Consider the following 12,031-nt stretch of genomic DNA (forward strand, 5'->3'; position numbering starts at 1 on the left):
AGAGCCGTATTTCGTTCAAAACCACTCAGCGGCCACCAAAGCCACCACCGCCCGGCGTGTGGATCTCGAACACATCCCCCGCTTCCATTTGCGCCTGCCCGATGTGCTGCAGCGGCTCCGCCCGGCCGTCCGCACGCACGACGCGGTTGACGCCGGGCATGCCCGGCTGCCCGCCCGCCATGCCGAAGGCGCCGTGCACCCGGCCGTTGGACAGAATGCTCGCGGTCATGGGCTCCAGGAAGCGGATGCGGCGCACGCCGCCGTCGCCGCCCTTCCAGCGGCCGCCGCCGCCCGAACCGGCGCGGATGGCGTAACTCTCCAGCCGCACGGGGAAGCGGAACTCCAGCACCTCCGGATCGGTCAGGCGTGAATTGGTCATGTGCGTCTGCACCACGCTCGTGCCATCAAAGCCCCCCACCATCGCGCCCGCGTCGTCGAACTGGCCGCCCGCCCCGCTGCCGCCCGAGATGGTCTCGTAATACTGGTAGCGCGCGTTGCCGAAGGTGAAGTTGTTCATCGTGCACTGGCTGGCCGCCGACACGCCCAAGGCGCCCAGCAGCGCGTTGGTGATGCAGCTGGAGGTCTCCACGTTGCCCGCCACCACCGATGCCGGCGGGTTGGGGTTGAGCATGGAGCCCGGCGGAATGATGACCTGCAGGGGCTTGAGACACCCGGCGTTGAGCGGAATGTCGTCCTCCACCAGCGAGCGGAAGACGTAGAGCACCGCGGCCATGCACACCGCCGTGGGCGCATTGAAGTTGTTGGACTGCTGCGAGCTGGTGCCGGTGAAGTCGATCACCGCACTGCGCGTGGCCGCGTCAATGCGCACGGCCACGGTGATCTGCGCGCCGTTGTCCAGCGGCAAGGTGAAATGCCCGTCCTGCACGCGCGCGGCCAACCGCGTGATGGCGCGGCGCACGGACTCCTCGGCGTTGTCCTGCACATGCTGCATATAGGCCTGCACCACGCTCAGGCCGAAGTGCTCCACCATGCGGCGCAGCTCCTGCACGCCCTTCTCGTTGGCGGCGATCTGCGCCTTCAGGTCGGCCAGGTTCTGCTGCGGGTTGCGGCTGGGGTACTCGCCACTCTCCAGCAGCGCAATCATCTCGGCCTCGCGCAGCACGCCGGCATCCACCAGCTTCACGTTGTCGATCTGCACGCCCTCTTCCTCGATGCGTGTGGAAAACGGCGGCATCGACCCCGGCGTGGTGCCCCCCACGTCCGCATGGTGGCCGCGGCTGCCCACGTAGAAGGTGGGCACGGCCGCTTCACCGTGGTCGTCGCCGATGTAGACCGGCGTGATCACGGTGATGTCCGGCAGGTGCGTGCCGCCATGGTAGGGGTCGTTCAGCACGAACACGTCGCCGCGCCGCATGTGGCCGCGGTTGCGTGCGATCACGGTACGGATGCTCTCGCCCATGGATCCCAGGTGCACCGGCATGTGGGGCGCGTTGGCAATCAGTTGGCCCTCGGCGTCGAACAGCGCGCAGCTGAAGTCCAGCCGCTCCTTGATGTTCACCGAGTACGCGGTGTTCTGCAGCTGCAGCCCCATCTGCTCGGCAATGTTCATGAACAGGTTGTTGAACACCTCCAGCAGCACCGGATCCACCTGCGTGCCCGCGGCATGGCGCTGGGTGCGCGGCAGGTGGCGGCGCAGCACCAGATGGTCCAGGGACGTGAGCCGTGCCTGCCAGCCCGGCTCTACCACCGTGGTAGCGTTCTTCTCGGCAATGATGGCCGGGCCCTGCAGCAGGTCGCCGGGGCGCATGTCTTCGCGCACCACCAGCGCGGCGTCGTGCCAGGCCGGTGTACCGTCCGTGCCCACGGTGAACATGCGCACGGTGTCGCGCCGCGGCACTTCGCGCTCGGGCTGCAGATCCTGCGCATGCTCGACCGGCGCATCGCCCGCCACCACGGCTTCCACCGACACCGCCTCCACCATCAGTGCCTTGCCCTGCATGAGGAAGGCAAACCGCTGGCGGTACGCGGCCTCGAAGCCCCGAGTGATGGCCTGGAGGTCGCCAAAGGGCACGGCCAGCGCTGAATCGGTACCCTCGTAACGCACATGCACGCGCCGTCGCACGACGATGTCGCCGCCCGAGAGGCGCTCTTGCGCCATCTCGGCCTCGGCGGCCTCGGCCAGTGCATCCAGCGTGGCGGTGATGCCGGGCAGCGCCTCGGGTGTGAGGCGTGCCTCTACCGCCTTCTCACGCATCACGTTCTGGTCGGCCAGCCCCATGCCGTAGGCCGACAGCACGCCCGCCAGCGGATGCACCAGCACCTGCTGCATGCCCAGCGCATCGGCCACCAGGCAGGCGTGCTGGCCGCCCGCGCCGCCAAAGCACTGCAGCGTGTAGCGCGTGACGTCGTAGCCGCGCGCCACGGAGATCTTCTTGATGGCGTTGGCCATCTGCTGCACCGCGATCTGGATGAAGCCATGCGCGCAGGCCTCGGGCGTCAGCGCGGCTGCGCCATCCGCCGCGCCTGCGGTCTGGCCCGCCAGCGCCGCAAAACGCTCGCGCACCACGGCCGCGTCCAGCGGCTCGTCGGCACCATGGCCGAACACACGCGGGAAGTACGCGGGCTGGATCTTGCCCACCATCACGTTGGCATCGGTCACGGCCAGCGGGCCGCCGCGGCGGTAACTGGCGGGACCGGGGTTGGCGCCGGCGCTTTGGGGACCTACGCGGAAACGGGCGCCGTCGAACTCCAGGATGGAACCGCCGCCCGCGGCCACCGTGTGAATGCTCATCATGGGCGCACGCATGCGCACGCCCGCCACCTGGGTCTCGAACTCGCGCTCGAACTCACCCGCAAAATGGCTCACGTCGGTGGACGTGCCGCCCATGTCGAAACCGATCACGCGCACCGGCGGCTGCGTGGCGGCCGCACCGCCCCTTGGCGCTGCCTCGGCCTGCGCCGCAATCTGCGCCGTGCGCGCCATGCCCACGATGCCGCCGGCCGGCCCGGAGAGGATGGCGTCCTTGCCCTGGAAGCGGTGCGCATCCGTGAGCCCCCCCGAGGACTGCATGAAATACAGCGGCACGCCCGGCATCTCGGCCTCCACTTGCTGCACGTAGCGCCGCAGGATGGGCGACAGGTACGCGTCCACCACGGTGGTGTCGCCCCGGCTCACGAACTTCATCAGCGGGCTGGTGCCGTGCGAAGTGCTGACCTGCGTGAACCCGGCAGCCAGCGCCAGGCGGGCGGCTGCTTCCTCATGCGCGGGATAGCGGTAGCCGTGCATGAACACGATGGCCACGCTGCGCAGGCCCGCGTCATAAGCGGCCCACAAACGCTCCTTCAGGTGGTCTTCCTCCAGCGGCTGTACCACCTCGCCGTGCGCGCCCATGCGCTCCTGCGCCTCGATGACGCGGCTGTACAGCAGTTGCGGCAGCACGATGTGCCGGTCGAAGATGCGCGGGCGGTTCTGGTAGGCGATGCGCAGCGCGTCCTTGAAGCCACGCGTGGTAACCAGCAGCGTGGGTTCCCCCTTGCGCTCCAACAGCGCGTTGGTGGCCACGGTGGTGCCCATCTTCACGCACTCCACCAATTCAGGCGTCACGGCCTCGCCCGGCGCCAGCCCCAGCAGGTGGCGGATGCCCGCCACCGCCGCATCGCGGTACTGCTCGGGGTTCTCGGAGAGCAGCTTGTGCGTCACCAGGCTGCCGTCGGGGCGCCGGCCCACGATATCGGTGAACGTACCCCCCCGATCCACCCAGAACTGCCAGAGTTTCTTTGCCATACCCGTTTCCTTTGTGTGCCGCGTGTGAAACATTGCGGAGAAAGAACCCACAATTTACCGATAATTTATCTGCAAGCCTGCATGATCCATACCGGATATTCACCACCCCGCCCACGCATATGACCCAACCGCCCGCCGCCACAGGTTCCCGGCTGCTTGACCTGCCACTGGAGCGCACGCTGCACGCCTGGGTACAGCGCTTTGGCGAGCCGCGCTGGCGCGGATGTCACGTGGAAGGCTGGGTGTTCGAAAGCCAGGCCGCGCGCCTTGCTGCGGCGCAGCAGCTGGCAGCCGCAGGCGTGCATGCCCGCTTTCACAGTGCCTACAAGCCGCTGGTACAGCATTTCATGGACCACGTGGATTGCACCCAAGTGGTGCAGGCCCGCGTGCGCTACCCGCTGGCGGCGCACGGGCCTGCACAGCGCTTTCGGTTGGAGGCCTATCCGCTCGCCGCCCTGCTGGGGGGCAGCATCTTGCACATGGAGCCCCACGACGACGCCAGTGGCGGCTACCACGTGGAACTGGAACTGCGCGACGGCACCCGCACCGTGCAGCACGTGCACGCACCCAACCGCGTACACACCGACATGACGGGCGCCACGGTGCTCTCGCCCACCGGCTGGCTGCGCGTGGGCACACAGGAAGGCGCTGCCGACCTGATCGACACCGCCGTATGCACCGACTACGAGCAGGCCTTCGCCGCGGCGGTGCAGGCGGTGCGCGGTCACGCGTGGCCGGACCATGAGCCGTACTTCGACCGCCTACTGCTGCGCGTGGACCTGCCGGGCTACGAGCAGCCCGTGGGCGCCACCGGCGAGACCATAAGCACCCTGGAGGCGCTGCACGAGGACCTGTACTTCACGCTGCTGGAGTTCTTCCAACAGCACAGCGGCCGCCCCGTGGGCGACCGCCGGTTGCAGCCCGGGCAGATCGTGCCCGACGTGCGCGCGGGCGACGGCGCTCCGCACGTGCAGGTGGACCTGCTGCCCTTCGCGGCGTGCGCCGACGACCTGCCAGCCCACCCAACGGCCCACGCCCCGGACAGTTTGGCGACGCTGGCCGAGTCCCCTGCCCCTGATCGCATCACCCAGACCCTGCACGCCTGGCCCGCGCAACGTTTCAGTGTCCGGTCACGCCAGGGACGCACCGTATGGGGGCAGTACCACGCGGGCACGCAGGCACCGGTGTTCATCAGCGCGGGCCAGCATGCCAACGAGACATCGGGCATCGTGGGCGCGCTGCGCGCCGCCGAAGTGCTGCAGGCGCAACCCGGCGCGCACTTCGCGCTGATCGCGCTGGAGAACCCCGACGGCTACGCTCTGCACCGCGCGCTGTGCGCCCGCCACCCAGGCCACATGCACCATGCCGCGCGCTACACGGCGCTGGGCGACGATGTGGAATACCGTGACCGCGCGCCGCTCTACGAGCGCGAGGCCCGCCAGACCGCGCTGGCGCTGTCGGGCGCGCAACTGCATGTGAACCTGCATGGCTACCCCGCGCATGAGTGGACGCGACCGCTGTCGGGCTATGTGCCGCGTGGATTCGAGCAGTGGATGCTGCCCAAGGGGTTCTTCCTCATCCTGCGCTACCACGCCGGGTGGCAGTTGCCCGCGCGTGCGCTGCTGGAGGCCGTGTGCGCGCGCCTGCGGCAGGTGCCGGGCCTGGCGGATTTCAACGCACGCCAGCGGGCCCTCTACGAGCACCACGCGGGCCCGCTACCCTTCGAGGTGCTGGATGGCATCGCCTGTATGCAGTCGCAGACGTCGCACGATGCGCCGGTGACGCTGATCACCGAGTTCCCCGACGAGACGGTGCACGGCGACGCCTTCCGCTTTGCGCACACGGTGCAGATGCACACCGCCCTGGCCGCCGTGCAGGCCTGGCAGGACATTGCCACACACCTGCCATCGCCCGTCGGAACTTCAAGGCCAACAGGCCTCTAGCGCTTTACCGACAAGCGCTAACAGCTATCAAATAAATAGCGTTTTTCACATGGACGCCGCGGCACGGGCCGCCTGGTCGTACATGCCGGACAGCACGCGCAGCAGGCGCGCCAGCTCGCCAATGTCGCGGTTCAGGCCGTCGTCGGCATTCAGCGCATCGATCAGGCAGCTCTCGCGGATCTCACGGTAGCGCTGCACATGGGCGCGGCCCGCCTCGGTGGCGGCGTAGGTCACGTCCTTGCCGTTCTTGCTGGAGGCCACCACGCCCAGCGCCAGCAGCTTCTTGAGCGAGTAGTTCACCACGTGCGTGTCTTCCACGTTCATGATGAAGCAGATGTCGGCCAGCCGCTTGTCGCGCGCGCGGTGCGTCACATGGTGCAGCACCACCACGTCCAGCGGCGTGAGGTCGCGCAGACCGGCCGCGGCCATGCAGTGCACCACCCAGCGGTGGAACGCATTGCCCGCGACGATGAGGCCGAACTCGAACTCGCTCATCTCCGCACTGCGGTCCGACACCAGGTGCGCGGACGACACGATGGGCCCGCGCGCCTTGGCGGCCTTGCCCACCTTGGCAGTGGCAGCGGGGGCCGGGGACTTGGGTCTGGCGGCTGCGGTCATGGTTTCACTCCGAGGACTGCGCCAAAAGCGACAGACGGCATTGGCATGGGATGTGCATGTCGATTGATTGTAGGGAGCAGCCCGATGATTTGCCGGCAATTTATCGACATTCAGGTGAATCACCTAGGCCGTTTCCCTGTGGCCCCCGCTACAGTGAACGCGCTGAGCCCCCTCTCTTCTCAACCCTTGCGGAGACCCCCGAGATGAAGCGTCGAAACCTTGCCGCCGTTGCACTGGCTGCCCTCACCGGCCTGTGCGCCCCCGCCCTGCATGCCCAGACCAAGTGGGACCTGGCCGCCGCCTACCCGGCCACCAATTTCCACACGGAGAACCTGGCGCAGTTCATCAGCGACGTGGACAAGGGGTCAGGAGGCAAGCTCAAGATCACGCTGCATGCCAACGCCGCACTGTTCAAGGCGCCCGAGATCAAGCGCGCCGTGCAGGGCGCGCAGGCGCAGCTCGGCGAGATCCTGCTCGCCAACTTCCAGAACGAATGGCAGATCTTCGGCGTGGACGGCCTGCCCTTCCTGGCCGACAGCTACGACGCGTCGATGAAGCTGTACAAGGCGCAAAAGCCGTTCCTGGAGAAGAAGCTGGCCGAGCAAGGCATGGTGCTGCTGTACGCCGTGGCCTGGCCGCCACAGGGCATCTACACCAAGAAGCCCGTGAACAACGCCGCCGACCTGAAGGGCATCAAGTGGCGCGCCTACAGCCCCGCCACCGCGCGCATCGCCGAGCTGGTGGGCGCGCAGCCGGTGACGGTGCAGGCCGCCGAGTTCTCGCAAGCGCTCGCCACCGGCGTGGTGGAGTCCACCATGACCTCGGGCGCGACGGGCGTGGACAGCAAGCTCTACGAGCACCTCAAGTATTACTACGACACCCAGGCCTGGCTACCCAAGAACGCGCTCATCATGAACAAGAAGGCGTTCGATGCGCTGGACAAGCCCGTGCAGGAAGCCGTGCTCAAGGCCGCCGCCGACGCGGAGACCCGCGGCTGGGCCGCCAGCCGCCGCGTGAACGAGGACACGTTGGCCAAGCTCAAGGCCGAGGGCATGCAGGTAGTGCCGCCCAGCAGCCAGCTGAAGGCCGACATGGCCAAGGTGGGCGACACCATGCTCAAGGAATGGCTGGACAAGGCCGGGCCCGACGGCAAGGCGCTGATCGACGCCTACCGCAAGTAACACCTCCCCGCCCAGAGAGCCTCCACGCGCCAGACCACGATGCGACGCCTGTTGAACTTCCTCTATGACGGCGCCGCCGCGCTGGCGGCGCTGTGCATGGTGGCGCTTCTGTGCGCCGTGCTGCTGTCCATCGTGAGCCGGCAGCTCAGCTTCCATGTACCGGGCATCGACGCCTATGCGGGCTACCTCATGGCGGCTGCGGGCTTTCTGGCGCTGGCGCATACCCTCAAGCGCGGCGAGCACATCCGCGTGACGCTGGTGCTGAGCGCCCTCAAGGGGCGCGCGCACCAGGCGCTGGAGCTGTTCGCGCTGGCCCTGGGCACGCTGCTGGCCGTGCTGTTCGCGTACTACAGCGTGCGGCTGGCCTGGCAGTCGCATGCGTTCAACGACATCTCCACCAGCAGCGACGCCACGCCGCTGTGGCTGCCGCAGCTGTCCATGGGCGTAGGCGCGATGGTGATGGCGATTGCCTTCGTGGACGAACTGGTGCTGCAGCTCCTGGGCCGGCGGGCGGGCGCCACGCCGGGCGAAGCCCTGCGCAACGAATGACCGGAAGACGCCTTCATGAGTGACCTTGCCATCACCGGCCTGTTGATCCTGTCGCTGTTCCTGATCCTGGGCAGCGGCGTGTGGATCGGGCTCACGCTCTCGGGCGTGGCCTGGATCGGCATGCAATTGTTTTCCTCGCGCCCCGCGGGCGACGCCATGGCGGTGACCATCTGGGGCTCCTCGTCGAGCTGGACGCTCACCGCCCTGCCCCTCTTCATCTGGATGGGCGAGATCCTGTTTCGCACGCGGCTGTCGCAAGACATGTTCAAGGGCCTGGCCCCGTGGGTGCAGGGCCTGCCCGGGCGGCTGCTGCACACCAACGTGGTGGGCTGCACCATCTTTGCCGCCGTGTCGGGGTCCAGCGCCGCCACCTGCGCCACCATCGGCAAGATGACGCTGCCCGAGCTCACGCGCCGCGGCTACCCCGAGAAGATGGTCATCGGCACGCTGGCCGGCGCCAGCACGCTGGGCCTGCTGATCCCGCCCTCGATCATCATGATCGTCTACGGCGTGACGGCCGAGGTATCGATCTCCAAGCTGTTCATTGCCGGCGTGCTGCCCGGGGTGCTGCTGGCCGCGCTGTTCTCGGGCTACATCATGTTCTGGGCATTGCGCCACCCCGACCAGGTCCCAGCGGCCGATCGGCAGATGGGCCTGCTGGACAAGCTGCGCGAATCGCGCGCGCTGATTCCCGTGGTGCTGCTCATCGCCGCGGTGCTGGGCTCCATCTACACGGGCATCGCCACCGCCACCGAGGCCGCCGCCGTGGGGGTGGTGGGCTCGCTGGTGCTGTCCGCGGCGCAGGGGTCGCTGAACTGGGCGAGCTTTCGCGACGCGCTCATGGGCGCCACGCGGCTGTACTGCATGATCGCGCTGATCCTCGCGGGCGCGGCCTTCCTCACGCTGGCCATGGGCTACATCGGCCTGCCGCGGCACCTGGCGGAATGGATCTCTTCGCTGGGGCTGAGCCAGGCGCAACTGGTGGTTGCGCTGGCCGTGTTCTACATCGTGCTGGGCTGCTTCCTGGACGGCATCTCCATGGTGGTGCTCACCATGGGCGTGCTGATGCCCACGGTGAACGCAGCGGGCATCGACCCCATCTGGTTCGGCATCTTCGTCGTGCTGGTGGTGGAGATGGCGCAGATCACCCCACCCGTGGGCTTCAACCTGTTCGTGCTGCAGGGCATGACGGGCAAGCAGCTACCGTGGATCGCCCGCGTGGCCGCTCCCATGTTCCTGCTGATGTGCGCGGCCGTCACGCTGATCTATGTGTTTCCGGGCATCGTGACCTGGCTCCCGCAGCAAATGACGGCGCGCTGACGAGGCCGCCGCCGCTCGGCAGCGCCTCCCTACAATGCGCCGATGTTCCACGTTCTTGCCATCTGCGCCGGTGCCTGCGCCGGCGCGCTCGCGCGCTGGCGGCTGGGCCTGTGGCTCAACACGCAGGGCGCGCTGCTGCCCTGGGGCACGCTCGCGGCCAACCTCATCGGCGGCTACCTCATCGGCCTGTGCCTGGCGCTGTTCCAGGCACTGCCGCAGTTGGACCCGGTCTGGCGCGCGCTGCTCATCACGGGCTTTTTGGGGGCGCTGACCACCTTCTCCACCTTCTCGGCCGAAGTGGTCGGGCTGCTGCAGCAGCAGCGCCTGGCGCAGGCCCTGGGCCTGTGTGCGCTGCATGTGGCCGGCTCGCTGTGCATGACCTGGGCCGGGCTGCACAGCCTGCCCTGGCTGTGGGCGGGCGCGCGGCAAGGCGTTTGATCACTATTAATTTAATAGCTGCTAGCGCTTGATACATAAGCGCTACAGGCCATTTTCATTAGAATCCCCTCGCTACACTGCGCACCCCGGCGACTGCCCCACAGACAGCCGCCTCCACTGAAAAATCATCCATGCAAGCCAATACCGACCTCCAAGACAGCCGCCTGGCGCATGCCTGGGCCGAGCTGCACAACTACGCCGTTGCCGGCAATCCGCTGCACGCCGAGGCCTACCGCCTCGCCTTCGCCGACCCCGAGTTCATGTTGCGCCGCGAGACGCGCGGCATCCGCTTTCAACTGGAACTGCTGAAGCCCGACCTGGGCCAGACGGCGCAGGGCATCGAGCACACCGTCGTGGTGTACGGCAGCGCACGCTTCATCTCGCCCGAAGCGGCCGAGCAGCAACTGGCCGATGCACGCGCCAGCGGCGATACCGAGCGCATTGCGCGCGCCGAGCGTGCGGTGAAGAACGCCTATTACTACGACCAGGCCCGCCAGTTCGCGCGCCTGGTGGCCGAGTACAGCGAGAGCCGCCCGCCCGCCGAGCGTCTGTACATCTGCACCGGCGGCGGGCCGGGCATCATGGAGGCGGCCAACCGCGGCGCACACGACGCAGGGGCGCTCAACGTGGGCCTCAACATCTCGTTGCCGCACGAGCAAAGCGGCAACCGTTTCATCTCGCCCTCGCTGTCGTTCAAGTTCCACTATTTCGCGCTGCGCAAAATGCACTTCATGATGCGCGCCAAGGCCCTGGTGCTGTTCCCTGGCGGCTTCGGCACGCTGGACGAACTGTTCGAGGTGCTCACGCTGGTGCAGACGGGCAAGGCCAAGCCCGTGCCCATCGTGCTGTTCGGCGTGGCCTTCTGGAAGAAGCTGATCAACTTCGAGGCGCTCGTGGAGCAAGGCACGATCTCGCCCGAGGACCTCCAGCTGTTCCACTACACCGACGACCCAGCCGAGGCCTGGAGCATCATCCGCACGTTCTACGAACTCTGACCGCGCACCAGCGGCGCGGCGCCCCGTGCGGACCGCCTTGACAGTCCAGGCCTGTCAGGGATGCGGCGGAGGGGCTGGCGCCTCGCCGCGCAGCCGCCAGGCCACGCGCGCACCCAGCCCCACAGTGGCGCCCACGGCCCAGAACAGGCCACTCAGCCCTACCAGCGCGCTCGCGGTGCCAAACAGCAGCGGCATCACCACGCTGGAGCCGTTGATCGCCATCAGCCGCAGACCCAGCGCCTCGCCATGGCGGTGCGCGGGCGTGAGTTGGTGCAGCATGCTCATGATCATGGGCTGCACCGAGCCCAGCGCGAACCCCAGCAGCACCGAGCACGCTCCCAGCGTCACGGCCGTCGGCAGCAGCGGATAGACCGCGAACAGCAGTGCCGTCGCCACCATGGCGCCGGTGACCACGGTGGATTCGCGCAGCCGGTCGGCCACCAGCGGCATGAGCACGCGGATCACCGCGGCGGCAATCGCAAACGCGCCGAGGATGGAGCCGATCACCGAGGCCGACAGCCCCCGCTCATGCCCCAGCAGCGGCACTACGAAGGTGTGTACGTCCCAGCACGACGACAGCAGCCAGTTCACGATGAGCAGCCGCCGAAAGCCGGGCTCGGCCAGCAGGTCCCAGGCCCGCGCGCGCGTGCCGTCCTCCGCGGCCACCACTGGCGGCATCTCCTGCGTGCCGCGCACCCAGAACCAGGTGGCCAGCGGCAATACGGCCATGAGCGCGAAGGCCGCGCGAAAGCCCATGGTCGCGCCCGCCTGCGCACCCGCGTGATCGATCAGCAGCCCCGCGCAGAACGGGCCCACGAAGTTGGACACCGCCGGCCCGATGGCCAGCCAGCTGAAGACCTGACGCAGTTGCGTGCCGCCGTGCGCGGCGCGGCCCACGTGGCGTTGCAAGGCGATCGTGGCAGCCCCCGTGGCGCCACCGGTGAGCAGTGCCGCAACGCACAGCACCGCAAACGTCGGCCACACCAGCGCCGCGCCGGCACCCAGGACGGCCGCGACGACCGCGTGGCGCACCGGGCGCTTGAGCCCATGGCGGTCGGCATAGCGCCCCGCGGGCAGCGCCAGGAACACCTGCGTGAGCGCGAACAGCGCCAGCAGCACGCCCACGGCCGCCGCGCTGTAGCCCTCGCGCAGCGCCAGCAGCGGCGCGGCCATGCGCATGCCCGCCATGCTGGCGTGGATGCAGATCTGGCCGGCGATCAGCCGCGCAAGCGCCAGATTCAA

Annotated in this window: 9 protein-coding genes; 6 read left to right on the forward strand and 3 right to left on the reverse strand. The window is 68.3% G+C overall.

Annotation, left to right across the window (positions count from 1 at the left end; translation table 11 throughout):
* Positions 1–25: 25 nt before the first annotated feature.
* Complete coding sequence (locus BA022_RS07270; protein WP_088887030.1) at positions 26–3,745, reverse strand: hydantoinase B/oxoprolinase family protein; 3,720 nt, start codon at positions 3,743–3,745, stop codon at positions 26–28.
* A gap of 119 nt (positions 3,746–3,864) precedes the next feature.
* Here BA022_RS07270 and BA022_RS07275 point away from each other — a divergent pair, with 119 nt between their 5' ends.
* Positions 3,865–5,688 carry a M14 family metallopeptidase gene (locus BA022_RS07275; protein WP_088887031.1) on the forward strand — a complete coding sequence of 608 codons (1,824 nt, stop codon included), beginning with the start codon at positions 3,865–3,867 and terminating at the stop codon, positions 5,686–5,688.
* Positions 5,689–5,733: 45 nt separating this feature from the next.
* Here the strand turns inward: BA022_RS07275 and BA022_RS07280 are convergent, their stop codons facing one another.
* Positions 5,734–6,306 (reverse strand): winged helix DNA-binding protein, encoded by a 573-nt coding sequence (locus tag BA022_RS07280; protein WP_015912995.1) that lies wholly within the window; start codon positions 6,304–6,306, stop codon positions 5,734–5,736.
* Positions 6,307–6,509: 203 nt separating this feature from the next.
* Between BA022_RS07280 and BA022_RS07285 the strand changes: the two genes are divergently transcribed.
* The 5 genes from BA022_RS07285 to BA022_RS07305 all read left to right on the forward strand — a co-directional run bounded on the left by BA022_RS07285 (position 6,510) and on the right by BA022_RS07305 (position 10,789).
* Positions 6,510–7,487, forward strand: a complete 978-nt coding sequence (locus BA022_RS07285; protein ID WP_015912994.1) for a TRAP transporter substrate-binding protein — start codon at positions 6,510–6,512, stop codon at positions 7,485–7,487.
* 39 nt (positions 7,488–7,526) lie between these two features.
* Entirely contained in the window at positions 7,527–8,036 is a 510-nt protein-coding gene (locus tag BA022_RS07290) for a TRAP transporter small permease (protein ID WP_015912993.1), read from the forward strand.
* Between the two features lie 15 nt (positions 8,037–8,051).
* The gene (locus tag BA022_RS07295) at positions 8,052–9,356 is read left to right on the forward strand and encodes a TRAP transporter large permease (RefSeq protein ID WP_088887032.1); all 1,305 of its coding nucleotides are present in this window, start codon (positions 8,052–8,054) and stop codon (positions 9,354–9,356) included.
* Between the two features lie 42 nt (positions 9,357–9,398).
* Positions 9,399–9,794, forward strand: coding sequence for a fluoride efflux transporter CrcB (crcB, locus tag BA022_RS07300; RefSeq protein WP_011805686.1), 396 nt, complete (start codon positions 9,399–9,401; stop codon positions 9,792–9,794).
* Positions 9,795–9,925: 131 nt separating this feature from the next.
* Complete coding sequence (locus tag BA022_RS07305) at positions 9,926–10,789, forward strand: LOG family protein (RefSeq protein ID WP_015912990.1); 864 nt, start codon at positions 9,926–9,928, stop codon at positions 10,787–10,789.
* 54 nt (positions 10,790–10,843) lie between these two features.
* Here BA022_RS07305 and BA022_RS07310 read toward each other — a convergent pair whose 3' ends face one another.
* Positions 10,844–12,031: an MFS transporter gene (locus tag BA022_RS07310; protein ID WP_088887033.1), complete on the reverse strand. Its 1,188-nt coding sequence runs from the start codon at positions 12,029–12,031 to the stop codon at positions 10,844–10,846.

The organism is Diaphorobacter nitroreducens (genome assembly GCF_002214645.1).
GTDB classification, from domain to species: domain Bacteria; phylum Pseudomonadota; class Gammaproteobacteria; order Burkholderiales; family Burkholderiaceae_C; genus Diaphorobacter; species Diaphorobacter nitroreducens.

Bases quoted from the DNA above. Each gene is read 5' to 3' on its own strand.
- BA022_RS07295 (WP_088887032.1), top strand. From the start codon at position 8,052: ATGAGTGACCTTGCCATCACCGGCCTGTTGATCCTGTCGCTGTTCCTG.
- BA022_RS07275 (WP_088887031.1), top strand. From the start codon at position 3,865: ATGACCCAACCGCCCGCCGCCACAGGTTCCCGGCTGCTTGACCTGCCA.
- crcB (WP_011805686.1), top strand. From the start codon at position 9,399: ATGTTCCACGTTCTTGCCATCTGCGCCGGTGCCTGCGCCGGCGCGCTC.
- BA022_RS07270 (WP_088887030.1), bottom strand. From the start codon at position 3,745: ATGGCAAAGAAACTCTGGCAGTTCTGGGTGGATCGGGGGGGTACGTTC.
- BA022_RS07285 (WP_015912994.1), top strand. From the start codon at position 6,510: ATGAAGCGTCGAAACCTTGCCGCCGTTGCACTGGCTGCCCTCACCGGC.
- BA022_RS07290 (WP_015912993.1), top strand. From the start codon at position 7,527: ATGCGACGCCTGTTGAACTTCCTCTATGACGGCGCCGCCGCGCTGGCG.
- BA022_RS07305 (WP_015912990.1), top strand. From the start codon at position 9,926: ATGCAAGCCAATACCGACCTCCAAGACAGCCGCCTGGCGCATGCCTGG.
- BA022_RS07280 (WP_015912995.1), bottom strand. From the start codon at position 6,306: ATGACCGCAGCCGCCAGACCCAAGTCCCCGGCCCCCGCTGCCACTGCC.